Origin of the sequence: Devosia soli, from assembly GCF_000970455.1 — a bacterium.
Taxonomy (GTDB): Bacteria; Pseudomonadota; Alphaproteobacteria; order Rhizobiales; family Devosiaceae; genus Devosia; species Devosia soli.
The window spans coordinates 86,223-109,122 of the sequence record NZ_LAJG01000048.1; the positions used below are offsets into that span (position 1 = coordinate 86,223).

Sequence of the window (22,900 nt, forward strand, 5' to 3'; positions counted from 1 at the left end):
AGGAACGGAAGGCCGGTTCAGGACTTCACTTGGCATAACCAAATGAAGGACCGTGAAAATGGATCACTCACAGCACGTGCGTCTGACCAGTGCCGAACTCACCCCCTCCATTCTTGAAGGCGCAACGATCTACGGCGCCGACGACCATAAGGTCGGCAAGATCGATCATGTTCATGGCAGCGGCCCCGCGAGCACTGCGGTCATCGACGTTGGCGGCTTTCTCGGGATCGGCGCGAAGCCCGTGGCCGTGCCGCTGAACGATCTCGAATTCATGCGCGATGAAGCCGGCGACGTCCATGCCGTAACGACCTGGACCAAGGACCAGCTCAAGGAAATGCCTGAGCACCACCATCATCACTAAGTGAAGTGGGCTAGAGACGTGTTCCAACACTTTCTCGAGGCTCAGGAAGACACTTATGGCCGGGCGCTGGCAGAGCTGGCGTCCGGCCATAAGCGTAGCCACTGGATGTGGTTCATTTTTCCACAAATCGCGGGACTGGGACATTCTCCCATGGCTCAGCGCTTTGCCATCAAGGACATCAAGGAAGCACAGGCCTATCTTGCCCATGATGTCCTCGGCCCTCGGCTACGCCGGAGCGTTGAAGCCGTTATGCCTCATGCCGGCTCCTTGACCGCCCACGTAATTTTCGGCACGCCGGACGACCTCAAGTTCCGGTCATCCATGACCCTGTTTGCCGCTGCCAACCCCGACGAACCGCACTTCTACGACGCGATAGATCGGTTCTACGGTGGCGTAGAAGACCCCGAAACACTCAAACGACTATCGATCAGCGCAAGCTCGCAATAACCTTTTCGATCCGCTTTGTCCGGGTTTCGGGTGTCTTTGCATCTTCGACCGACAGGACATGCGCCTTGCGTTTCGATGGCGCGAGCGCCTCGAAACCCGCCTTCAAATCATCTGATGCCAATGCGTCAAGAAGATCCGCGGGCACTTCGATTTCCCGAGGCGCATCGTCTTTCTCGACGGCGACGTCGACGGTGTCGCCGCCCTTGAGACCGCTGGCCTTACGGTGCTCGGAGCTAAAGGGAATGAGCGCTTTCCCCGCCATTGCTCCGATGGTGCTTCGGTAAACATATCCGTTGACCGTTACTTTGACGGCTGCGCGTCGGCTGCCGAGCGCTTCGAGCACATGTTCAGGGACTTCGATGCCGGTATTATTGCCCATCTGAAAAAGAATGCACGAGAACTTCATCGCCATTTTCCATCAAAATCCAATGTCACTTTTAAACATTTCAGCATGTCGGCCGAGGGGTGACCCAAATCATCCTCCGTGCATGGCTGACAATCCCCACGGCGCTGTTGTGAGCCGGCATGCCGGCGATTACCTAAGTTTGACTTTAAACCGAGGAACTGCCGAACATGTCGGAGAAGATCACCGGAGCCGCCCTCATCGGCAATGCCGACATTGCGCGCGAAGAGCAGAGCTTTCTCGCCTTCAACCCGTCGACCGGCGAGATGCTTGAGCCCGCATTCCGCATATCAAGCGCCGAAGATGCCGCCCGCGCCTCCTCGCTCGCGGCCGCGGCGTTCCAGCCCTATCGTCACCTGCCCTACACGCAGCGCGCCACTTTCTTGCGCGCAATCGCGGAAGAAATCATGACGCTTGGCGATGACCTTATCTCGCGCGCCATGCAGGAAACCGGTTTGCCTGAGGCGCGCATCAAAACCGAGCGCACACGCACCTGCTGGCAACTCGAACTCTTCGCCCGCGTCGTCGAGCGCGGTGACTGGCTCGATCTACGCGTCGATACTGCCCAGCCCGATCGCGCACCTCTTCCAAAGTCGGCATTCCATCTGCGTCAAATTCCGCTTGGCCCCGTTGCCGTTTTTGGTTCGAGCAACTTTCCCCTCGCCTTTTCCGTAGCTGGCGGCGACACGTCCTCCGCGCTAGCAGCCGGTTGCCCCGTCATCGTCAAGGGCCACCCCGCCCATCCCGGTACGGGCGAACTCGTTGCTCGCGCGGTCAGAAAGGCGGCGATCCGTACCAACATGCCGGAAGGCGTTTTCTCCTATCTTCCCGGCGAAGTCGCCACCGGCACGGAACTCGTCAAGAACCCGGCCATCAAGGCGGTTGGTTTCACCGGCTCGCGCGCGGGCGGCATGGCGCTCGTCAACCTCGCCGCTTCCCGCCCCGAACCGATCCCGGTCTATGCCGAGATGAGCAGCATCAATCCGGTCCTGTTGTTTCCCGAGGCGCTCAAGCGCCGTCCAGCAGACCTTGCCAAGGGCTATGTCGGCTCGCTGACGCAAGGCGCCGGGCAGTTCTGCACCAATCCTGGCCTTGTTTTCGTGATCGACGGTCCTGAACTCTCGCCCTTCCTGTCAGCTCTGGCAGCCGAAATCGGCGACCATGAGCCGGCGGTCATGCTCACCAAAAACATCTACGGCGCTTTTGAACGCGGCCGCGACGCGCTGCAGCATTCGCCCGGCGTCACGACTATCGGCGAAAGCCAGCCGCCGAACGGACCCAATCGTGGACGCGCCGCCGTGTTTCGCACGGATTTTGCGACTTTTACGCAGAACCCTGACCTCGAGCGCGAGGTTTTCGGCGCATCGTCGTTGATCGTCGTTTGCCAGGACGTCGGGGAACTGGAGAGGGCTCTCGCCTATATCGAAGGCCAACTGACTGCTACGCTTCAACTTGAAGCCGAGGACATTCCGCTCGCTCGCAGCCTGATGCCAACCTTGGAGCTCAAGGCTGGGCGCATCCTGGCCAATGAGTGGCCGACGGGCGTTGAGGTCACCGATGCCATGGTCCATGGCGGGCCGTATCCAGCGACGTCTGCAGGCGCCACGACCTCGGTTGGCACGCTCGCCATCCGCCGCTTCCTCCGCCCGGTCTCCTACCAGTCGCTTCCCGCAGCGCTGTTGCCGAACGAACTGCAGGGTGAGGCGCTATCGGCCCACCCGCACTTGCTGGATGGGGTCGTCAAAAGCCCTGGATGATCAAAAAACACAACTGCGCGAGTGAGGCAGAGCTGAAGAACGTCTGAGGGTGCAACCAGCCAAGTCGCGGCGTGGTTTCGGCCAACGGCGCGCTTCTAGAGTCCATCCAACTCAATCAAAGGCGCTGTCTTTTCGCTGCACTACCACCACTTGGGATGGCTCGGCGTCAGTCCCCCCGCAACGGCGCTGTCGATGGCCGCCGTTTCCTCCGCGGAAAAGCTCAAATTATCGAGCGCTCCGAGGTTGTCCTTGAGCTGGTTGAGAGTACGAACCCCGATCAGGGAAGAGGTGAGTTCTGGCCGGCGCAGCACCCAGGCAAGCGCCATTTGCGGCATGGTCTGGCCGCGCGCCCTGGCAATGACGCCAAGCTTGCCGACGGCGTCCAGGGTCTCGGGCTTGATCCGGTCAGCCTTGAGGAAAGGGTTATTGCTGGTGCCGCGCGCGCCATCGGTCTCGCCGGTATTGTACTTGCCAGAAAGGACACCCTGGGCGAGCGGTGAGAAGGCGATCATCCCGATGCCAAGCTCCCCGCAGGCATCGATTGTCTTGTCGTCTTCTATCCAGCGGTTGAGGATCGAATAGCTCGGCTGATGAAGGATGCACGGCACGCCAAGGGACTGAAGGATCGCGTGCGCTTTCCGGGTTTCCGCTTCCGGATAGTTGGAAATGCCGACATAGAGTGTCTTGCCCTGTGCAACGAGCGTCGCCAACGCACCCATCGTCTCTTCCAGCGGCGTTTTGGGATCGAACCGATGGGAATAGAACACATCGACGTAGTCGAGGCCGAGGCGTCTTAGCGATTGCTCCGCCGAGGCGATGAGGCTTTTGCGGCTTCCCCACTCGCCGTATGGGCCCTCCCACATATTGTAGCCGGCCTTGGACGAGATGATCAGCTCGTCCCGATATGGCCGGAAGTCACGTGCCATCACTTGCCCGAATAGTTCTTCGGCCGAGCCCGGCGGCGGACCGTAATTGTTGGCGAGGTCGAAATGGGTGATACCAGCATCGAAGGCCGCGCCGAGGATTTCGAAGGCAGACGGATAGTCGCGCGCACCGCCAAAATTCTGCCAAAGGCCAAGACTGATGACGGGCAGTTTGAGCCCGGATCGACCAGCATTGCGATATTGCATGGTCTCATAGCGACCGGGCGCGGCACGATAGGTCATGGGTAAATCCAGATGAAGGGACGTGATCAGCGACGCGCGCCGCTCTTTCCGTCAGCGACTTGGATGGTAGCGGGTACGACCGAGCCCGGCAACGCCATGCTACGAAAATGACTGGCAGTCTCCGTCGGCTTTCCCGCGTGAGCGCAGAGACAATCTTTTGGGCGTCTAGCGGAGAGCCGACGCTGCCCCGGTACGGCGGAAGTCGGCGCTGGCTACTAATCGATCGCCGTCGCGCCAGCACATCTGAAATGAGCCCTGATTCCAGTCCCATTGAGGCATCGGCCCGAGGAGCAGGCCCATGGCGGTGAGATCCGTGACCGTCTTCGCGTTCAGCCGGCTCTCGATGTGCAGCGTATAATCGTCCTCAAGCGGCAGCATGCGCGGCGCGTCCGAGGCCGCCTGCGGGTCCATGCCGAAATCGAGGATGTGCACAAGCATCTGGGCCACGGTTGCGTAGACATTGCCCGGCGTGCCCAGTGCCAGCCAGGGCGCGCCGTCCTTCATGACGAAGGTGTTGCCCAGGATATTGCGCATGCGTGCGCCGGGGACGCGGAAATTGGAGAAATGGGCGTTCATCGCGGTCTGCTCGTGCGAGCCCATCATGAAGACGCCGCCGACTGCCATGCCCGGGATGCCGCCGGACTGAATGGTGTTCATCATCTGGATCCAGTTGCCGTCCGCATCGACGATGGAAATTTCGCAGGAGCCGACCGGGGGCTTGCGGCTCGCGCTGTTCCAACCACTGGCAGCGAGCGCCGCGCGGCCGCGGGTGAGGCGCACATGCTCGGTCAGGTCGACATGCGGCCGGCTGACGGCGATGAGCTTGGCTTTTTGGGCGTGATAGGCGGGGTCCATCAGGACCGAGGCGGCATCGCCAGCCACGACTGGATCGTGAAGGAAGCCGCAGGCCTGTTCGGCGAGGCGCAGGGCGTGAGCCATGGTGAAGACGTAATCGGCGCCGAATGGCTCCATGTCCGCAATGCCGGCATGATCGAGAATGCCGAGCACCATGGCGCAGAACGCACCTTGCCGTTCGGGCGGCGCGAGGCTGACGACATCATGCCCGCGATGCATGAAGCGCAGTGGCGTCTGCCAGCGCGGCGGGTTGGCGGTGAGATGATCGAGACGGACCGGCCACCCAAGATCGTTGCCGGCGGTAATGAAGGCCTCGGCCCACGCGCCAGTGGTAAAATAGTCCGGTCCCTCGGCGGCCAGACGCTTCATCGTTTCGGCCAACGCGGGATTGCGCACCACCTGGCCCACCGGCGTCAGGAAACCCTCTGGCATGAAGACCGCGCGGCCGGATTCGAAATAGGTGCAAAAGGGTGCGGCGAAGACATTGACGCCGTATTCGAAGGAGGAGACCGCGTGCCCCCGCTCTGCCCATTCGACGGCTGGCGCACAGAGCTCCGCCCAGCTCTTGGTGCCGTAGCGTTCGTGGAGCGCGGCAAGGCCCGGCATGAAGCCAGGAACAGCCGCCTGCGGTCCGGGCGCGCCTTCGCGGGCCCAGCCCCCTACCCCATTGATTGGACGAAAGGGCGGAAGGTCTGACGCAAGGGTCCCCAGCGCGTTGAGCTGATGTGCCTGCTTCTTTGCGCGATCCCAATAAAGGCACGAAACCATGCCGGCATGGCTCGTGAGATGCGGTTCGACAACGGCCTGCACCAACGCTGCGGCGATGGCGGCGTCGGCCGCGTTGCCGCCTGCCGCCAAAATATCGATCGCCGTTTCGGTAACGATCGGATTGCCCGTGCTGGCCACGGCGCGGCCTTCGGCCAGGGGTTTTGGGCCCTGGTCGGCGATGTAGTCTTGCAGAGGTCGCATGTTACTCCCGCGGCTCCATGGCATCGCGCAGGCCGTCGCCGAGGAAATTCACGGCCAGAACGGTGAAGAGGATCAGCAGACCCGGCGGAATGGCGAGCCAGGGCGCGACCGACAGCCAGGATGAGGCGCTGTTGAGAAGATTGCCCCAGGTGGGCACCGGCGGTTGGATGCCGAAGCCCAAGAAGGACAAGGCGGACTCCAGCATAATAGCGCTGCCCACGGCCAAAGTCGCCGAAACGGTGATTGGCCCGATGGCATTGGGGAGGATATGCCGGAACATCAGCCGCGGACCGCTGGCACCGAGCGCGCGAGCAGCTTCCACGAACTCTCGTTCACGCAGGGCCATGAACTGGCTGCGAACAAGACGGGCGGTGCCCATCCAGATGAGAAGACCGACGATCGCGACGAGGAGCGGCGGGCTGGGGCGGAACAGACCCGATAGCAGGAGCACCAGCGGCAGCGTCGGGATCGACAGCATGACGTCGGTAAGACGCATCAGCACCTGATCGACCCAGCCGCGATAAAAGCCCGAGACAGCCCCGACCAGCGTGCCTGCAAAGGTCGCGATGATCGCGCCGGCAAGGCCCACCGCCAGCGACACGCGGCCGCCATGGATAAGGCGCGTCAGGGCATCGCGGCCGAGTTCGTCCGTTCCGAGCCAATGCTCGGCCGACATCGGACCGGGCGCGCCGATCAGCATAAAATCCTGGCCGTCGAAGGTGTAAGGCGAGACCCATGGTCCAACGATGACCACGGCACCTAGCAGAAGCAGAAAAGCGAGGCTCAGAACCGCAGGTGTATGCCGCAGGAAGCGGCGCACGACGCGGCGACCATAGGACTGCGGCGGCTGCGCGGCGATGGGAACTGTGGTGTCAGCCATAACGGATCCTCGGATCGAGAGCGGCATAGGCGAGGTCGGCGACGATGTTGGCGAGAATGATGCCGAGTGAACCCATCATCATGAGACCCATCAGCATCGGGTAGTCGCGCCCATCCATGCTTTCCATGAAGAGACGGCCGATGCCGGGCCAGGCAAAGACGGTTTCGGTGATGACCGCGCCAGAGATGACGGTGCCGAAATCGACGGCGATGACAGTGACCGCCGGAATCATGGCGTTGCGCAAAGCGTGAAGCACGACGACGGCGCGCTCCGAGCGGCCCTTGGCATAGGCGGTCCGGATGTAATCCTGATTGAGCACATCGACCATGCCGGAGCGGATGAAGCGGCTCCAGCTCGCAATCGTCGCGAGCGACAGCACCGCTGCCGGCATGACGATATGGCTGAGCCGGTCGAGGAAGTCGCCACCACCAATCGACTTGTAGCCCGCTGACGGCAGCCAGCCGAGTTGCACCGAGAAAAAGAGCTGCAGCAGCAACGCCATCCAGAACACGGGGATGGAAATGCCGGCGAAGGAGGCGAGCGTCACGGTGGTATCGAGCTTGGAGCCGCGGCGCGAGGCGCTGATGATACCGAGCGGAATGGCCAAAGCCAGCGAAATCAGCAGCGACAGGCCACCGAGCTCGAGCGTGGGGCCAAGGCGCAGCACGATCTCGGTCAGGACGGGGCGTCCGGTGCGGATCGAATAGCCCCAATCGCCCACCAGCATGGATTTGAGCCAGAGGAAATATTGAACAGGCACAGGCTGATCGAGGCCATAAGCCCTGGCGATCTGATCCAGCGCTTCTTTGCTGACGGCGGGGTTTTCAAGATACATGTCCAGCGGTCCACCTGGCGCGAGATGGATGATGGTGAACAGGATCAGCGAAATGCCGAGCAGAAGTGGTATAGCGCCGAGCAAACGGCGGATGACGTAACCTAGACTCATGCCGCCTCCCGGGTCGTGTCTGGTGCGGCGCAGTCTGGCGCCAGGAATACAAAGAAAAGCATCATTCCAACGAAAGCGGAATTGCCCGAAAGGCAAGGCTTGCGTGGGAATGGTGCCTCGAGGGAGGCCGCCCGGCTGCTGCCGGACGGCCCGATGTCAGGCTCAGCCTTCCATGTACCATTCGGCGGTGTGCACGAAATTGGTCATGTTGGTCGGGTTGGGCACGAAGTCCTTGAGTTTGGCGGTCTTGGCGATCAGCGCAACGTTGGTCGTCAATGGAATGCTCGGCAGATCCTCAGCAAGGATTGTCTGGAATTCCTTGGCCGCTTCCATACGCACGGCAGTGTCGAGCGAATTCTCGAACTTGGCGAAGGCCTCATCGAGCTTGGGATTGGAATAGGACTGGCCGTTATTGGCGCCGCCCGTGCCCCAGAACACCGAGTAGACCGGGTCGGCCGAGGTGATCCAGCGACCATAAATGAGGTCGTAGCCGCCGTTGTATCGGGCTTCGCGGTAAGCAACGCCGGTCTGGTTGTTGGCGGTGGCTTCGATGCCAATGGCCTTGAGCTGGGCGATGATCACCTGCTGGGCGAGTTCGTCATCGGCGCGGCCGGCCTGGACCATGAACTGGTAGGAGAGGCGATTGCCGTCCTTTTCGCGGATGCCGTCGCTGCCGGCAACATAGCCTGCGGCATCAAGCGCTGCCTTGGCGCCTTCGACGTCATAAGCGATTTCGGGGGTCTCGGCGTCGTACCATTCGAAAACCGGCACAACCGGGGACTTGATGGCTTCAGGGAACCCGCCCTGGGCGCGGATCAGGACATTGCGGTCGATGCCCATGGCAATGGCCTTGCGCACTTCGAGATCGGCAAGCGTCGGGTTCTTGAAGTTGAAGTCGAGGTGCTGCCAGGAGAGTAGCGGACCCTTGACGATCTCGATGCCGTCAATGCCTTCGACCTGCGAAGCCTGGCTGTACGGGGTCGAGACGACCATGGTCACTTCGCCCGAGCGGAGCTGGGTGATCAGGGTATTGGTGTCCGGGATCATCTTGAAGATGATGGAGTCAAGGTACGGCAGCTGATCGCCGTTCTCGGCCTTGTCCCAGTATTCGTCGAAACGTTCGGTGACGACATACTGGCCGCGCACGAATTCGGTGACCTTGAACGGGCCTGTGCCGATCGGGGTTTCGTTGTAGGTCGAGGTGTTGAGATCGGTGCCTTCGAGGACATGCTTGGGCAGGATGCCGAAGGTAAAGAGCGTCGAGGCGAAAGTCGGCAGGATGGTGTTGTAGTTGACGATCACGGTCAAATCGTCAGGCGTTTCAATGCTCTCGACTTCTTCGGTGCCGTCCTTGGATTCAGCGATGAAGGCCGGGTCCTTGACCGCTTCCCAGGTGTACTTGACGTCAGCCGAGGTGAAGGGTTCGCCGTCGTGCCACTTGACGCCTTCGCGGAGCTTATAGGTGATCTTCATGGTCTTGCCGTCTTCGGCAACGACGATGCCGCCGTTTTCGAGCGTCGGCACTTCGGTGGCGAGAACGGGGACGTACTTCGCGTCCGAGCCGGGCGCCAAAAGTCCTTCTACAACAGCGGCTTGGGCGTCGCCCAAAAAGCCGGTGGAGTAGACATTCATGGTGTCGATTTCATAGGTGAGACCGACAGTTAGCGTGCCGCCAGGAGCCTGGGCGTAGGCCGGGAAGGCACGGAATGCGGTCATGGCCACGCCACCGGCCAGCATGCCCTGAAGGGCGGCACGTCTCGTCAATTTAAACGTCATGTTCTCTTCCTTGCTTCTGCCCTAGGGGCGTTCTCTCCGGTGCCGGATTTTCCGGTCTTATTCAGTAGCCAAGGCTGCGATCGACAGCGTGCGGGATCGGCTCGCCGCGTTCGAAGCGCTTGATATTGCTGACCATTTCCTTGACGGCCATGTGCTGGTGCGTCGGCGCCGCAACGTGGGGCGAGAGCCGGACCTTGGGGTGTTTCCAGAGCGGATCGTCGGATGGGAGCGGCTCGATGCGGAAAACATCGAGCGCTGCGCCGCTCAATTTGCCGCCGTCGAGGGCAGCCAGAAGGTCGGCATCGACGACGTGACCACCCCGCGCACCGTTAATGAAAAAGGCGCCATCTGTTAGCATTCCGATAACATCGAGATCGACGATGTCGGCGGTTTCGTTAGTCAGGGGCAGAAGGTTGACCAAAATGTCCGATCCGCGGACGGCATTGGCCAATTGGTCCATGCCTGCATAGGTGGTCGCGCCCTCGATCTCGTGATGCGAGCGCGCCCAAACACGGGTGTCGAAACCGAACCGGACGAAGTGCTCGGCGACTGGGCGACCGAGAGCGCCGGCGCCGAGAACGGTGACCTTGCGCTCATTGGCGAGCTTTTCGGGCTGCGGGGTCCATTCGCCGCGCGCCTGCTGTTCGGCATAGAGGAAGAGGTTGCGATGCCAGGCCAGGGCCTGGGCCAGAACCCATTCAGCCATGCCAAGGGCGAGGCCATCGTCGACAAGACGGACGATGGGGAGATGGTCGGGGACTTCGCCGCTCGCGAGCAGATGCTCGATGCCGGCATTGAGGCTGAGGACCAATTTCAGGCCGGGCACGGCGCGGATGACGCCGGGCAGCGGACGGCCGACGACGATGTAGGGCACATCGGCATCACCCGGTTTGGGCTGCTCGGTCAGGACCTCATAATCCGGCAGCTCTGCACGGAAAAGTTGGGCCAGTTGTTCAGGATTTCCGCGCGAGGCAATGAATATACGTTTCATGACAGGGAGCATGATGTGTCCAGCTTGGATCATGCAATGGCCGAAAAAATTCAATTTCCCTGCACTTGAGATCATGCAAGGCGGGTTTTCGGGCCAAAATGATAAAGCACGCGCCGGGGCTGGCGCGTGCTTATCCACAATGCTTTTGAATTGAGCAGGACCGGTCAGGCGATCGGGTTGGCAAGGTTCAGTTCGTGGCTGCGAATGCAGGCGACGCGATGGCCACTTTCGAGTGTTTCGAGCGGCGGCACAACCTCGGCACAGGCATCGATGGCATAGGGGCAGCGGGTGCGGAAGACGCAACCGGAGGGTGGATTGACCGGGCTTGGAAGATCGCCCTTGAGGGTAATGCGGTCGCGGCGGACTGTAGGGTCCGGCACAGGCGCGGCGTCGAGAAGCGCGCGGGTATAGGGATGGCGGGGGTTGGCATAGAGCTCCGCGGCGGTGCCCATTTCCATGACGCGGCCGAGATAGAGGACGATAACGCGGTCGCAGAGGAATTCGATGACCGAAAGATCGTGGCCGATGAAGAGAAGCGAGAGGCCCAATTCGCGGCGGAGATCCTGCAAGAGGTTAATGATCTGGGCCTGGATCGAGACGTCGAGCGCCGAGACCGGCTCGTCGGCGACGATGAATTCGGGGTTGACCGCGAGGGCGCGGGCGATGCCGATGCGCTGGCGTTGCCCACCGGAAAACTCATGCGGGAAACGAGCGGCAGCGCTGCGCGGCAGGCCGACCTGTTCGAGGAGATCTCCAATGCGCTGGTCGCGATCTTTCCGCGTGCCGATCTTGTGCAGCATCAGGGCCTCACCCAGCGTCTGGCCGACGCTCATGCGTGGGTTGAGGCTGGCATAGGGGTCCTGGAAGATGATCTGCATCTTGCTGCGCAGGGCTTTGAGATCCGCCGGCGGGAGGGCGGTGACGTCCTTATCGCCCAGTTGCACCCTGCCCGATGTCGGCTCGACGAGACGCAGGACGGCGCGGCCGAGCGTGGTCTTGCCCGAACCGGATTCGCCGACAAGGCCGACAACTTCGCCCTTGCCGACAGTGAAAGAGACACCATCGAGCGCGCGGAGCGTGACGCCTTCCTTGAACAGCGACTTGCCGATTGGATAGTGGACTTCGAGGTCTTCGACGACGAGGAGCGGTTCAGCCATGGACTTCGTTCCAGCGGATGCAGCGAGCCCGATGTTCGGGAACGACAGGCAGGAGGGCGGGCACAGCGGCGCGGCATTCAGGGATCACCCAGGCGCAGCGCGGGTTGAAATCGCAGCCCTGCGGCGGGTTGCGCGGATCAACGACGCTGCCGGGAATGGCGCGGAGGCGAAGCTCCTGGCCCGAGGCGCGGGCGGCATGATCGACGACGGGAAGGCTATCGAGAAGACCGCGGGTATAGGGATGGCTCGGATGGGCGAAAAGTTCGCGCACCGGGGCCGTTTCGACGATGCGGCCGCCATACATGACGGCGACGCGATCGGCGACTTCGGCGACGACGCCCAGATTGTGGGTGATGAAGAGGATGCCCATGCCGATCTCGCGCTGCAGGCGGCGCATGAGTTCGAGGATCTGCAATTGCACGGTCACGTCGAGGGCGGTGGTGGGTTCATCAGCGATGAGCAGTGCGGGATTGCAGGCAAGCGCCATGGCGATCATGACGCGCTGGCGCATGCCGCCCGACATTTGGTGGGGATAGACATCGGCGCGGCGGGCCGGATCGGGGATTTCAACCAGAGCCAGCATCTCGACGGCGCGGGCCCAGGCCTGTTTTCGCGTCAGGTTCTGGTGAAGCCGTGCGGCTTCGGCGATCTGGGCACCAACCTTCTGGGTCGGATTGAGCGAGGTCATCGGCTCCTGAAAGATCATGCCGATTTCGTTGCCGCGAATGGCGCGCATGGCGTTTTCGGGCTGCTGGACGAGATCGACGATCTGTCCGGAGCGGGTGCGAAACAGCATTTCGCCGCCCGTTATGGCGCCGACGCCCTTTTGAATGAGGCGCATGACCGAAAGGCTGGTGACGGATTTGCCAGAGCCGCTTTCACCGACCAGGGCAACGGTTTCGCCCTGCCCGATGGTGAGATCGACGCCTTTGACGGCGCGAACGACGCCGGTTTCAGTCGAAAACTCGGTGACGAGGCCGCGGATGTCGAGCAGTGGAGTGGTCTGATCCGTCATGGGTTGAGGTGCCCTGCCCTTTCCATTTCCTCTGATATCCAGGCGAGCGGCATGTGGCCGTAGCTGAGGAGATGATCGTGGAAACCGAGCGTGTCGCCCTTCCAGCGCTGGCGCAAGCTTTTGATGCCTTCAACGCCCAGCCAATACATCAGGCGCGAGCCCGGCAGCATGGAATTGCGTACGACTTCACCCTCGACGCGGGCGGCGGCAAAGCCGGCCTCGCGGTAGAAGGCCATGGCCTCATCAAGGCTCCAATCGCCGAGATGGAGTTTTATATCGACAAGGACGCTCGCCGCGTTGCGGCGCTCGAACTGCTTGAGTAGGAGGATTTCCTCGGGCGTGTAGAAGCCCGGCGCTTCCATCAGCAGGTCTTCGACATAGCAGGCCCAGCCTTCGATGAGCGTGCCAGATCCGAGAAAGGCGAGGCCGAGTGCGCAATCGGTGCCGGCGATGCGCGCGAGGCGCGATTGGGCGGCACGGGCGCGGGTGTTCTGCGTGTGATGGCCGACGCTGCCGTGGTGGACCGAATGGATGGTTTTGACCATGGCGGTATTGTTGCCACGGAGAAACGCCTGCTCATCCTCGCCGGGCGGGGTCACCCAATATACGCTGCCGGCACCGGGATTGAGGCCGGGGGGCGAGCGATAAAAGAGGAAGTACAGTGGCTGGCTGATCTTGCGGAAGCACGGGGCCATCCAGCGGTAGTCGAGATCGTATTCCTGCGCCGGGGTGACGAGTTCGGCGCCTTGGGCAACCGCTTGCACGTCCCAATCCATATAGCTGTCAAAGACCGCTTCGGGATCGGCGGGATGGATGTCGGCGAGACTGGCGAGGATCTGGTCGACACTGCGGCTCGGGTCGATGGCGCGGGCCATCTCGGCCATCTCGTCGCCCATGCGCTTATAGGCGGCTTCGGCCAAGTCGACGGCTTCGCGCGGCGACATGGGAAGGCCGTGGATTTCGGTCATAAGCTGGCTGAGATAGGCTTCGCCACAGGCCGGATCAGCGTCGGGCTGGGTGTCGAGCGCGGCGGCGAAGGCTTCGAAGGCGTCGGCGGCCTGGCGCGCGGGTTCGGCCCAATCGTCGGCGAATTCTTCGTGGAGCTTTATGTCACTGCGCAAGAAACCGGCCATGGCCGTCGCTTCCTTTTGCGCGCGCTTGATCCAGCCTTGCGCAGCGGGCACGCCATCGAGGCGTTCGGCGGCGGCGCGGAGGAAGGTGTCAATGCCGTTGAGCCGCGCGACCAGCGCCGCGTGGCGGATCGGCATGGATTGCGGCAGGAGCAGCGAAATGATCGAGAAGGCCGCTTCGCCCGAATACCATGCAGGGTTGTGGAGGCGCGGACGTGTTTCGGCGGCGAGGCGCTGCATGCGCAGCTCGGCCAGCATCATGCGCCGGTCGAGCCGATCGCCGAGATTTTCGGGTTCCTCGCTGGCCTCAAGACGGGCGAGGAGATCGTCGATTTCGGCGATCTCTTCAGTCAGCGTTTCGGGGCCAGCCGGGGGAAGCTCGCTATCATGGGCCTTGTCGCCCATGAAGGTCGCGTCGACTGGGCGGAAGCGCCAGTGATGGGCGAGGAAGTCATCGACCAGCGCCGGATCGTAGGAAACCGTCATGCGCTCTTGCCCGGCAGGTCGACCCAGCGGCGCTCGAAATGCGCCTTGATGATCGCGTCGACGATTTCCTGACTCTTGGCGCCATCGAAGAAGGTGCACTCCTGCGGCCGATCTTCGAGGATTTCATCGACGAAGTGGCGGACGAGATTGCGGTAGTAGAGTTCGGGCCAGGGCGTGTTGAGCGTCGTGCCTGGCGGCAGGGCTTCGGGGCCGACATCGTAGGGGATGAACTCGACGGCTTCGGCCTTGGCGATTTTCAGGGTTTCGGCGGTGCCGAATTCCGAGATCAGGCGGGCAACGGCGGCGCCCTTAGAGCCATAGACGCGGATTTCGACACCGGGATAATTGCCGACGGCGACATAAGAGGTCTGGAGGAGACCCTGTGCGCCATTGGCATATTCGACCAGAGCCACAGCACCGTCTTCGACCTTGATCTTTTGGAGGCCGACTTCGCCGCGCACGATGCGTTCGGGGATGAAATTCTTCATCGTCGAGGCGACGGAGCCGAACTCGCCGCCGAGCCAGCGCATGAGGTCGATGAGGTGCGAGCCATAGCCGACGATCGAAGCCGGGATCAGCGAATTGCGATCAACGCCCGGCGTGATTTGGCGCAGTGGCTCCTGCGGATCGAGCCACTGGGAATTCTGCTCGAAGCCGTGGATGTGGAACACTTCGCCGAGCGTGCCGTCATCGATCCACTTCTTGATCTGCCGGATGGCAGGCGAATAGCGGAAGGTGAAGCCGAGCTTGGTGCGGACGCCCTTGGCATCGGCCTTGGCCGCGGCATCGAAAGCTGGAGCGGCTTCGGTGTGGAGCGGCTTTTCCGAAAGGACGTGCTTGCCGCCTTCGATGGCGAGGAGGCTGAGCGGCAGGTGGGTATGGGTCGGGGTGCAGACGTCGACCATCTGCACATCCGGGTCGGCAATGAGCTTTTCGGGGTCGGTGAAGACCTTTTTGGCCCCGTATTTTTCGCCCATGGCGTTGGCGCGATCGGGATCGAGATCGCAGACGGCGATCAGGTCGACGCGCTCATGCGCCTTGTAGCCGGGAAGGTGTGCCTTATCGGCCCAGGTATGCGCGCCGATAAGGCCGACGCCGAGTTTGCTGGTCATGGCAGGGTCTTTCCGATCTCGGCCGCATAGGCTTCGAGTTCATCATAATTATGGAAGCCGAGCTGGCGCTTGCCGTCTTCGATCTCGTAGATCATCCCGACCATCTTCTCGTTGAGACGGGTATCGGCGCCGGCCTTCTTGCCGAACTCGATGAGTTTTCCGGCAAAGGCGCGGGTTTCGGACGGGCGCTTGCGATAAACGATATCCCACCAGATGCCCGAACCCTTTTTCTTGAAATTGTGGGTCGGCTTGTTGTCCTGGTCCTTCTTGAGGAGCCAGATGGCGTGGTCGATATTGGCGAGGAGTTTCTTGGTGTCCTCGGCCGTCTTCACGCGATAATTGGCGGGATCGAAGAAGTCGAAGGCCTGGATGTCGATATTGTTGGCGTCGGCGATTTCGAGGGCTTCCTTGACGATAGCGCCGGCAAGGCGGGCATAGCGCTCGACCCCGAGCGTGTCGCGGATCTTGGCGTCGGCCAGGGCCGAGAAGACGACCTGGGCGGAATAGACTTCCTTGGCCCAGATCTGGCCCCAGATGCGGTCCGAATATTGAACTTCGGTGAGGGCCGAGAGCGCGTCGCCGATCTCTTTGAGCCGCGGGGTCATCTCGCCGCTCATCTCGCCAAGCTGGATCGGGCCTTCGTGGACGAATTCGATATAGCCCGGATCGACCAGCGCGCCGCCATAATTGGGGATCGAGCCGATGATGATGTTCTTGCCGGGGAGGCCATGTTCGTCGAGCAGCGCGATCATGTCGGGCTCGTTGAAGCCGTTCTGGTAGGAGACGACGGCGCTGTCTGCCTTGAGGAGCGGCACGATCTGCTTGAGGGCTTCGAGCGTGTGCTGGGATTTGGTGGCGACAAGGACGACGCCGAGATCGCCCGAGAGCTGGTCGGGGGTCGCAGCCTTGACCTTGACGTTAAGGTCGCCACGGACGCCGTCGATGGTCATGCCATTGGCGTTGAGGGCGTCGACATGTTCTTTCCAGCGATCGACGAGGAGCACGTCGTGGCCGGCTTTGGTCATATAGGCGCCGGCCAGACCGCCGATGGCGCCGGCACCGATAATGGTGAATTTCATGGGTGGGGCCCTGACCTTATTGTTAGTTGGCGACCTGGGGGAACATCGAGAGGCTCTCGGGCGAGTTCGCGTAGGAATAGAGCGCCTTGATGAAGGCGGGACGCTCGGCGTCTGTCACGCGTTCGCGCACCTTGCGGACGATCTCGTTGCCGGCCCAGTAGGAGGAGATGAAAGGACCGCGGAAGGGGTGGGCGGCCATGCGCAGGCGGCCCTGGACCCAGGCTTCCTGGCCCATGGCGGTGGTGCGGAGGTAATTGGCGACGTCTTCGCGCGGCATGCCTTCGACCATCAGCATCCAGGCGGCGCTGGTCTGGGCGGCGGAGCGGACGCGACGGAGCTCGATGTGGATTGCGTCATCGTCGTCTTCGACGAAATCGATGAGGTGCACGCCCTGGTCGCCGATGCCTTCCTGCACGCAACCGGTGATGGCGTCGGTGGTGATGAGGAGGGCGTCGGCCGGGGCTTCGCCGGCATCGACGGCGGCCTTGGTCGACAGAAGCTGGGTCGAGTGGCCGGGATAGACTTCGTGGCAGACCAGGTGTTTGAGCGCGGCGCGGGTGAAGCTGAGGTCGAAATTGAGGTCCATCTTGCCTTCGTTGAAGGAGCAGCGGGCAGTGTAGAACATGCCGCGGACCGGGTTGAGGACCATGTCATAATCGCCGGTGTCGAAGATCATGGCGTCGGTCTTGGCCTTGGCCTTGGCCATAAGCTCGCGGAAGACGGTCTCGACCTGTTCAGCAGGGATGGCGCGGGCTTCTTCCCAGGCGGCGACGCGTTCGCCGAGGGTGCCGTTGACGAAGCCCGAGCGCTTGAGCACCGCGTCGAGCTTGGCGCGGGCGTCTTCAATGACGGCGGCGTCTTCGCGACCGGCGGGGGCGCCGACGAGCTGGGTGACCTTTTCCTCAAAGCTGGGGCTCGCGCCAGCCAGCATCTTGGTGGCAGTGCGGACCGAGCGGATCATGCCTTCAAGGAAGACTTTTCGCGGGCTCGCCGGCAGGGCGGCGGCTTCGGTGACAAGCGTGTCGAGATCGGCCTTGATGGCTTCGACGTCATTGTATTGACGCGCCGGAATGCTGTCGCCACCGAGATAGATCGGGACGAGACCTTCGCCGCCAAGAAGGCTCTTGTCGGCGGGCTGGCGGCGCTCATAGGCGTCGATGCCCATGGTGATGGCGGTGAGGTCGCGACCGATCTCGAAGGAATTCATGGGATAAAACTCAGTGTTCGAAGATGGCGTCGGGATTGCGGAAGGACTTGAATTCAAGCGCATTGCCCGAAGGGTCGAGGAGGAAGAAGGTCCCCTGCTCGCCCGGCTCGCCCTCAAAGCGGATCTTTGGCTCCATGACGAAGGCATAGGAGGCGCCGCGGAGGCGCTCGATCAGGCCGTTCCAGGTGTCCCAGGGGAGCACGGCGCCAAAATGGTGCAACGGCACCATGTCATTGCCGACCTTGGAGCGGGCGGTGGGCTTCGGGTCATTGTTGATGTGAGCGGAGAGCTGGTGGCCGAAGAAGTCGAAATCTATCCAGTTCTCGGCCTCGCGCCCGACCTTGCAGCCGATGATCTCGCCATAGAAATTTCGGGTGCTTTCTTTGTCCTTCACTGCGAAGGCCATGTGAAATGGGATCATTTGGCGGGTCCAAGAGGATGAGGAACGATCGCGGCTCTCCCGCGTCTCAAGGAAAAAGCTAAACGCTTGGCGTCTTGCTGCAAGGCGCATAAAGATTGCCCTTGCATGACCTCATGGAATGATAATCAGTGAAACGGCGCATTCTTCCTTCCCTCAACGCATTAAGAACCTTCGAAGCGGTCGCTCGCTACAACTCCTTCACCCGCGCGGCGGAAGAGCTCAATGTGACGCAAAGCGCCGCAAGCCGGCTTGTGCACAGCCTTGAGGAATATCTCGAGGTGCCGCTCTTCACGAGGCGCAGCCGGCGCATCCAGCTCACCGACCAAGGCGAATATTATAGCCGCCTCGTCAGCCGCTCACTCGATCTGCTTGAGGCCGGGACGGTCGAATTGATGTCGTCCAAGGCCGGCAAGGGCACGCTTTCGGTGGGCATGCTGCCGACCTTCGGCACGCGCTGGCTGCTGCCGCGCCTGCCCTCGTTTCAGAAGCTCTATCCCGATGTGTCTGTGAATGTGGTCTCCAGTGACGGCGACCTCGATTTCACGCGCGAGCGCATCGATATCGCCATTCGCTTCGGCCATGGCGAATGGAGCGATGCGCTGGTCGATCCGCTGATGAGCGAGGAAGTACAGGTTGTCTGCTCTCCGGCGCTGCTCGATCAGGACAACCCGCTTGACGAGCCGCAGGACATCGCCCGCTACCGGCTCATCGACCATTCGACCCGTCCCTATAGCTGGGAGCACTGGTTCCGATCGGTCGGCGCCGACCTGCCCCATATCAACTGGGGCCCGCGGCTCGAGCATTTCTTCATGATCATTGAAGCGGCCAAAGCAGGGCTCGGCATGGCCTTGCTCCCGACATTCCTCATCGAGGAAGAACTGACGAGCGGCACGCTCGTCGCCCCGTTCAAGTCCCGTGTTTCGGGGCCCGGCGCCTATTACCTCATCACCCCCCAAACCAAGGCAGGCCTGCCCCGCGTCATGGCTTTCAGGCGCTGGGTCCTCGATCAACTCAAATAGCGTCAGCGCCCATAAGCGCAGCAGCTTGGTCCGCAACTCCCTGCCCAATGGCATTCCGGTCGAAATCGGCGCGGTGTTCGAAGTGGCTGGGGTTTAGGGGCGGTTCCAGCGGGGACTAACACGGATGATTGAAGGGCCGGATCGGGCCTGTCGCGCATTGTCCTGCCGGTGCCGCCATCGGGGCGGCAAGCATGGAGGACCGGATGGCCGGCATCACCTACGACGTCGTCGAACATAATGGCGGCTTCGCCTATCGCGTGGGCGACGTCTTTTCCGAGACTTTTGCCACCCATCAGGCGGCCCGCGAGGCTGCCGAGTCGGCGGCCGACCGGCAGAGGCTGGCCGGCGAGGACGAGCAGATCCAGTATCAAGATGCGGAGGGGAACTGGCAGGAAGAGTTTTCGCGCGGCGACGATCATCCGCAAGCCGAAGTCATAGACGAGCTGCCGCAAGACCTCGAAGCGCGCGACCCGAATGGACGTGTGCTAGAAGAAGGCGAACTGCCCGATCCGGACCGGGCTCCACTCGGCGATCTGGTCCGCCGGGCATCGCGTTGAAAAGACGATTATGTGCTCGCCGTGCGGAGGCGGGATGGGCAGCACTTTTCCTTCGAGCGCGGCTGAACAACCGCGCTTGAGGACGCCTCATGCGTCCGTGTCGGGGCGCCTATTTGCCTTGACGAGGGCGCGCAATTGCTTTGAAAGCTGCGGGCCTTCCATCTGGCTGACGAGATATCCCTCTTTCGAGACTGCCAGCTTGACCTCGGTCACGCTTGCGAACTTTCCGCTCCGTGCAAGTTCGAAGGCTCGCTCCAAAGCTGTCATATGCGGGATCATGGGCGCTCCTAAACTGAAGAAGGCCACCCTGGGGCGGCCTTCCGGAAAGTAGACGCTTACTTGACGAGCATCAAGTTGATCGCGGATTCGCGACCATCGCGGCCGGTTTCGACCTCGTAGCTCAGCTTGTCATTTTCATAGAGGCCATCAACGCCCGAATTCTGCACCGCCGAGACGTGGACAAAGTGATCCTTACCGCCGTTTTCGGGAGTGATGAAGCCGAAGCCCTTGGTCGAATTGAAGAATTTGACGGTGCCATTGAGTCTGGACATAGGATGATTTCCTTTTAGCTCGGAGCCGTAGCGGAACGAGCAGTTTCCCCACTGCGACATGCAGAAAGGACCTAAAACGTTCGCAAGATAGATCAGAGAGCCAAGACCCAGTTCTCACCGGGGAGAGGCAGCCGACTTGGGCTGAAAACGTATGAAGGGATTATCGCAGGCAATCGTGTCGAGCACAAGGCGCGGTTTTCAATCTCTTCGCGAAGGAGCGGAAAAGGTGGGAGAGCGACCGATCGAAAACTGTTTGTCAGATACTCGCCGTGCCCCTGCCTTCGAGGCAGCGCCTTGCGGGACTGGTCCAGCAATATCACGAAGCCCGAAGCGTATTATTCGGTAAGCCTGGTGAAAGATCGGATGCCATTCACGATCGAGGTCTTTTTCGAGCAGGTGCCAGAAGAATAAAAACATGTGGCCACCATCATCTTCAGTCCAATGGCTCCAACTCTGGGGCAAACCATCGGTGTTGAAAGCATAAAAATGCCATCGAACCGGCGGCGAGCCGATCATGGCATCGCCCAACAAAACCGGGCTGGCGGCAAGGGACAGGCCGCTTTCTTCCCGCAGCTCGCGTGCGGCAGCTACGGCCGGCAATTCATTTGGCTCGAGCGTGCCCTTTACGAACTGACGTCCGGCGACCGGGTGCAGGAACGAGAGAACCTCCATCCCCTGAGACGTCTGCCGGAACGGCACAGCGCAGACCTTCTCGCCCATAATTACCCTCGCTTCGAGACAGGCGCCGGAAGCGAGCGCCAGGCCAATCTTGACGCCCAGCGCTCATGGTTCAGCTTCAAGACTCCTCTCGCGACGCCTTGTTGATGGCTGGACCGTTCTCGACGCAGCCTAGCGCAAACTACCCGATGGTCGAGGCCATGCGGCTGGGGAGAAGTTCGCCTGCGCGGTCGAGGACGGGATAGGCGGCGGCGGCGACGACGAAGGAATTGGCGAGTTTGAGGTCGCGCAGGAGGTCGAGGTGGAGTGCACTCGATTGGGATGCCGCCGTTACGCCATCGCGCATCAGGGCGAAGTGGCGCGTTGTTGCATCCTGTTCGACGCGGCGGAAGAGAGCCTTTTCTTCGGCCAGCTTGCGCGCCACCTGCGCGTCCTCGGTGACGAAGAGGGACGCCGCGGTGCGCGTATTGGCGATCAGGCGATCAAGGATTGCCGTCAACTCTTCCTCATTGTCGGCATCGGGAAGCAGGCCACGCTTGAGGCGCTTGGTGGCATGCAGCAGGAGATGCCGATCGATGACGTCGCCTGCCTGCTCCATGTTCATCACAAAGACCAGGATACGGTGCAGCCGCTCCTTGTCGTCTTCACCGAGGTCATCTTCGTCCACCTGCGCGAGATAGCGCTTGATGTGGGTATTGAGGCTGTCGAGCACGTCGTCGCGGGCGCGGGTTTCGGCCAGAAGCTTGCGCTCGTTATGAACGAGCACCTCGCGGGCTCCATTGAGCATCGCCTCAAGGGTATCGGCGAGCCGAAGCGCTTCGCGCTGGGCGCCACCAAGGGCGATCATGGGGATATCGAGCGCGCTGTGGTCAAGATAAATCGGCTGGGCCGGATCAGCCGCGTCCTGCCGGTCTGGGAGCAATCGGCACATCCAGACCGCGATCTGAGGCAGGAAAGGCAAGGCAATCAGCGCCATGGCAAAATTGAAGCCGAGATGGAAAACGGCGACATCGGCACCATCGGGCAGGTTCATGGCACTGAGGGCAACACTGATCTGCGGCAGGGCCAGCCAAGCTATAGCAAGGCCCAGGAGTCTGTTGCCAAGATTGAAGAGGGGCATGCGCCGGGCTGAAGGCGATTTGTCGCCGGCTTCCAAAAGCGGGTTGAGCGCGGTACCGAGATTGGCGCCCAGAACCAGCAGCAGCGCACTTTCATGCCCGACGATGCCGTGCGTTGCGAGCGACCCGACCAGCAGAACGACGGCGACGCTCGAATGCATGGCCCAGGCCAGCAGCGTTCCAAGGATAACCGCAACAAGCGGCATGGCTCCGAGGAGCCCGAGGAGCGTCATCACCTCTGTCGACTGAGCAACGGGCTCTAGGGCGAGAACAAGCTGGTGGAGGGCCAGCAACATCAAGCCAAGACCAATCAGGACCCGTCCGAGATCATGGCGACGGGAATCCTTGTCGAGCCGGAAGAGGATAAGCCCGATCGTGATCAGTGGCGCCGAAAGAATAGCGACGTTGAAAGACAGGAGGGTGACGATCAGCGCCGTACCCACATTGGCGCCGAGCATGACCGCCATGGCCGGCAAGAGGCCGATAAGACCCGCGGAAGTGAAATTTGTCGCCATCAGCGCTGTCGCAGTACTCGACTGCAAGACGACAGTGATGCCGATGCCCGCCAGAAGGGCCTTGATGCGATTGTCGAGTGTGTCGGCCAAAACCGTCCGGAGGCGCGGCCCAAAAGCACGCTGAACGCCCGATTGCACCATGTGGGTCCCCCACAAGAGCAATGAGATGGCCCCGACAAGGGCTAGAATGACGATCAGGCTATCCACCAATGCATCTCCGACAAATCACCTCCTTGGCGAGATGATGCACCTCTTCTGGCGCGCGCACAAATGCGTTGCTTACCATCTTTTGGAACTAGAACCT

At 61.7% G+C, this 22,900-nt stretch carries 23 protein-coding genes; 5 read left to right on the forward strand and 18 right to left on the reverse strand.

The annotated features are described in order from the left end of the window. Positions 1-58: 58 nt before the first annotated feature. Together VW35_RS18925 and VW35_RS18930 are read left to right on the forward strand one after the other, a co-directional pair. Complete coding sequence (locus tag VW35_RS18925; RefSeq protein ID WP_046144659.1) at positions 59-361, forward strand: PRC-barrel domain-containing protein; 303 nt, start codon at positions 59-61, stop codon at positions 359-361. A gap of 18 nt (positions 362-379) precedes the next feature. Next, positions 380-808, forward strand: coding sequence for a DUF1810 domain-containing protein (locus tag VW35_RS18930; protein ID WP_046144898.1), 429 nt, complete (start codon positions 380-382; stop codon positions 806-808). Here the strand turns inward: VW35_RS18930 and VW35_RS18935 are convergent. After that, positions 789-1,220, reverse strand: a complete 432-nt coding sequence (locus VW35_RS18935) for a YdeI/OmpD-associated family protein (protein WP_200896915.1) — start codon at positions 1,218-1,220, stop codon at positions 789-791. The two genes, VW35_RS18930 and VW35_RS18935, sit on opposite strands and share 20 nt — an antisense overlap. A gap of 161 nt (positions 1,221-1,381) precedes the next feature. Between VW35_RS18935 and VW35_RS18940 the strand changes: the two genes are divergently transcribed. After that, a complete protein-coding gene (locus VW35_RS18940; RefSeq protein ID WP_046144660.1) occupies positions 1,382-2,968 on the forward strand; it encodes an aldehyde dehydrogenase (NADP(+)) in 1,587 nt (528 codons plus the stop codon). A 140-nt stretch (positions 2,969-3,108) separates the two neighbouring features. On the opposite strand, the gene VW35_RS18945 is transcribed toward VW35_RS18940, so the two are convergent. The 13 genes from VW35_RS18945 to VW35_RS19005 form a co-directional block, all read right to left on the reverse strand. Then, positions 3,109-4,134 (reverse strand): aldo/keto reductase, encoded by a 1,026-nt coding sequence (locus VW35_RS18945; protein WP_046144661.1) that lies wholly within the window; start codon positions 4,132-4,134, stop codon positions 3,109-3,111. A gap of 165 nt (positions 4,135-4,299) precedes the next feature. Beyond that, the gene (locus VW35_RS18950) at positions 4,300-5,958 is read right to left on the reverse strand and encodes a gamma-glutamyltransferase (protein WP_046144662.1); all 1,659 of its coding nucleotides are present in this window, start codon (positions 5,956-5,958) and stop codon (positions 4,300-4,302) included. A 1-nt stretch (position 5,959) separates the two neighbouring features. Then, positions 5,960-6,838 carry an ABC transporter permease gene (locus VW35_RS18955; protein WP_046144663.1) on the reverse strand — a complete coding sequence of 293 codons (879 nt, stop codon included), beginning with the start codon at positions 6,836-6,838 and terminating at the stop codon, positions 5,960-5,962. Then, entirely contained in the window at positions 6,831-7,784 is a 954-nt protein-coding gene (locus VW35_RS18960) for an ABC transporter permease (RefSeq protein ID WP_046144664.1), read from the reverse strand. The genes VW35_RS18955 and VW35_RS18960 overlap by 8 nt, the downstream gene beginning before the upstream one ends. A gap of 162 nt (positions 7,785-7,946) precedes the next feature. Then, positions 7,947-9,560, reverse strand: coding sequence for an ABC transporter substrate-binding protein (locus VW35_RS18965; RefSeq protein ID WP_083983043.1), 1,614 nt, complete (start codon positions 9,558-9,560; stop codon positions 7,947-7,949). Between the two features lie 61 nt (positions 9,561-9,621). Next, the gene (locus VW35_RS18970; RefSeq protein WP_046144900.1) at positions 9,622-10,551 is read right to left on the reverse strand and encodes a 2-hydroxyacid dehydrogenase; all 930 of its coding nucleotides are present in this window, start codon (positions 10,549-10,551) and stop codon (positions 9,622-9,624) included. 164 nt (positions 10,552-10,715) lie between these two features. Beyond that, positions 10,716-11,708, reverse strand: a complete 993-nt coding sequence (locus VW35_RS18975) for an ABC transporter ATP-binding protein (RefSeq protein WP_046144666.1) — start codon at positions 11,706-11,708, stop codon at positions 10,716-10,718. Continuing rightward, positions 11,701-12,723, reverse strand: coding sequence for an ABC transporter ATP-binding protein (locus tag VW35_RS18980; protein WP_046144667.1), 1,023 nt, complete (start codon positions 12,721-12,723; stop codon positions 11,701-11,703). Before VW35_RS18980 ends, VW35_RS18975 begins: the two co-directional genes overlap by 8 nt. Next, positions 12,720-14,339, reverse strand: coding sequence for a DUF885 family protein (locus VW35_RS18985; protein WP_046144668.1), 1,620 nt, complete (start codon positions 14,337-14,339; stop codon positions 12,720-12,722). The genes VW35_RS18980 and VW35_RS18985 overlap by 4 nt, the downstream gene beginning before the upstream one ends. After that, complete coding sequence (locus tag VW35_RS18990; RefSeq protein WP_046144669.1) at positions 14,336-15,451, reverse strand: Gfo/Idh/MocA family protein; 1,116 nt, start codon at positions 15,449-15,451, stop codon at positions 14,336-14,338. The genes VW35_RS18985 and VW35_RS18990 overlap by 4 nt, the downstream gene beginning before the upstream one ends. After that, positions 15,448-16,530: a ketopantoate reductase family protein gene (locus tag VW35_RS18995; RefSeq protein WP_046144670.1), complete on the reverse strand. Its 1,083-nt coding sequence runs from the start codon at positions 16,528-16,530 to the stop codon at positions 15,448-15,450. The genes VW35_RS18990 and VW35_RS18995 overlap by 4 nt, the downstream gene beginning before the upstream one ends. 22 nt (positions 16,531-16,552) lie before the next feature. Next, positions 16,553-17,737 carry a hypothetical protein gene (locus tag VW35_RS19000; protein ID WP_046144671.1) on the reverse strand — a complete coding sequence of 395 codons (1,185 nt, stop codon included), beginning with the start codon at positions 17,735-17,737 and terminating at the stop codon, positions 16,553-16,555. Between the two features lie 10 nt (positions 17,738-17,747). Then, positions 17,748-18,158 (reverse strand): VOC family protein, encoded by a 411-nt coding sequence (locus VW35_RS19005; protein ID WP_046144672.1) that lies wholly within the window; start codon positions 18,156-18,158, stop codon positions 17,748-17,750. 128 nt (positions 18,159-18,286) lie between these two features. Here VW35_RS19005 and gcvA point away from each other — a divergent pair, with 128 nt between their 5' ends. Then, positions 18,287-19,177, forward strand: a complete 891-nt coding sequence (gene gcvA, locus VW35_RS19010; protein WP_046144673.1) for a transcriptional regulator GcvA — start codon at positions 18,287-18,289, stop codon at positions 19,175-19,177. Positions 19,178-19,380: 203 nt separating this feature from the next. Next, positions 19,381-19,734 carry a hypothetical protein gene (locus tag VW35_RS19015; RefSeq protein ID WP_342017866.1) on the forward strand — a complete coding sequence of 118 codons (354 nt, stop codon included), beginning with the start codon at positions 19,381-19,383 and terminating at the stop codon, positions 19,732-19,734. Positions 19,735-19,821: 87 nt separating this feature from the next. Here VW35_RS19015 and VW35_RS19020 read toward each other — a convergent pair whose 3' ends face one another. The 4 genes from VW35_RS19020 to VW35_RS19035 all read right to left on the reverse strand — a co-directional run bounded on the left by VW35_RS19020 (position 19,822) and on the right by VW35_RS19035 (position 22,803). Beyond that, the gene (locus tag VW35_RS19020) at positions 19,822-20,013 is read right to left on the reverse strand and encodes a hypothetical protein (RefSeq protein WP_046144674.1); all 192 of its coding nucleotides are present in this window, start codon (positions 20,011-20,013) and stop codon (positions 19,822-19,824) included. A 56-nt stretch (positions 20,014-20,069) separates the two neighbouring features. Continuing rightward, the gene (locus VW35_RS19025) at positions 20,070-20,285 is read right to left on the reverse strand and encodes a cold-shock protein (protein ID WP_046144675.1); all 216 of its coding nucleotides are present in this window, start codon (positions 20,283-20,285) and stop codon (positions 20,070-20,072) included. Between the two features lie 198 nt (positions 20,286-20,483). Next, entirely contained in the window at positions 20,484-21,005 is a 522-nt protein-coding gene (locus tag VW35_RS21395; protein ID WP_152662664.1) for an NUDIX domain-containing protein, read from the reverse strand. A 139-nt stretch (positions 21,006-21,144) separates the two neighbouring features. Next, positions 21,145-22,803, reverse strand: a complete 1,659-nt coding sequence (locus VW35_RS19035; RefSeq protein WP_046144677.1) for a Na/Pi cotransporter family protein — start codon at positions 22,801-22,803, stop codon at positions 21,145-21,147. Positions 22,804-22,900 lie beyond the last annotated feature (97 nt).

Bases quoted from the DNA above. Each gene is read 5' to 3' on its own strand.
- VW35_RS18925 (WP_046144659.1), top strand. From the start codon at position 59: ATGGATCACTCACAGCACGTGCGTCTGACCAGTGCCGAACTCACCCCC.
- VW35_RS18935 (WP_200896915.1), bottom strand. From the start codon at position 1,220: ATGGCGATGAAGTTCTCGTGCATTCTTTTTCAGATGGGCAATAATACC.
- VW35_RS18940 (WP_046144660.1), top strand. From the start codon at position 1,382: ATGTCGGAGAAGATCACCGGAGCCGCCCTCATCGGCAATGCCGACATT.
- VW35_RS18945 (WP_046144661.1), bottom strand. From the start codon at position 4,134: ATGACCTATCGTGCCGCGCCCGGTCGCTATGAGACCATGCAATATCGC.
- VW35_RS18950 (WP_046144662.1), bottom strand. From the start codon at position 5,958: ATGCGACCTCTGCAAGACTACATCGCCGACCAGGGCCCAAAACCCCTG.
- VW35_RS18955 (WP_046144663.1), bottom strand. From the start codon at position 6,838: ATGGCTGACACCACAGTTCCCATCGCCGCGCAGCCGCCGCAGTCCTAT.
- VW35_RS18960 (WP_046144664.1), bottom strand. From the start codon at position 7,784: ATGAGTCTAGGTTACGTCATCCGCCGTTTGCTCGGCGCTATACCACTT.
- VW35_RS18965 (WP_083983043.1), bottom strand. From the start codon at position 9,560: ATGACGTTTAAATTGACGAGACGTGCCGCCCTTCAGGGCATGCTGGCC.
- VW35_RS18970 (WP_046144900.1), bottom strand. From the start codon at position 10,551: ATGAAACGTATATTCATTGCCTCGCGCGGAAATCCTGAACAACTGGCC.
- VW35_RS18975 (WP_046144666.1), bottom strand. From the start codon at position 11,708: ATGGCTGAACCGCTCCTCGTCGTCGAAGACCTCGAAGTCCACTATCCA.
- VW35_RS18980 (WP_046144667.1), bottom strand. From the start codon at position 12,723: ATGACGGATCAGACCACTCCACTGCTCGACATCCGCGGCCTCGTCACC.
- VW35_RS18985 (WP_046144668.1), bottom strand. From the start codon at position 14,339: ATGACGGTTTCCTACGATCCGGCGCTGGTCGATGACTTCCTCGCCCAT.
- VW35_RS18990 (WP_046144669.1), bottom strand. From the start codon at position 15,451: ATGACCAGCAAACTCGGCGTCGGCCTTATCGGCGCGCATACCTGGGCC.
- VW35_RS18995 (WP_046144670.1), bottom strand. From the start codon at position 16,530: ATGAAATTCACCATTATCGGTGCCGGCGCCATCGGCGGTCTGGCCGGC.
- VW35_RS19000 (WP_046144671.1), bottom strand. From the start codon at position 17,737: ATGAATTCCTTCGAGATCGGTCGCGACCTCACCGCCATCACCATGGGC.
- VW35_RS19005 (WP_046144672.1), bottom strand. From the start codon at position 18,158: ATGATCCCATTTCACATGGCCTTCGCAGTGAAGGACAAAGAAAGCACC.
- VW35_RS19015 (WP_342017866.1), top strand. From the start codon at position 19,381: ATGGCCGGCATCACCTACGACGTCGTCGAACATAATGGCGGCTTCGCC.
- VW35_RS19020 (WP_046144674.1), bottom strand. From the start codon at position 20,013: ATGATCCCGCATATGACAGCTTTGGAGCGAGCCTTCGAACTTGCACGG.
- VW35_RS19025 (WP_046144675.1), bottom strand. From the start codon at position 20,285: ATGTCCAGACTCAATGGCACCGTCAAATTCTTCAATTCGACCAAGGGC.
- VW35_RS21395 (WP_152662664.1), bottom strand. From the start codon at position 21,005: ATGGGCGAGAAGGTCTGCGCTGTGCCGTTCCGGCAGACGTCTCAGGGG.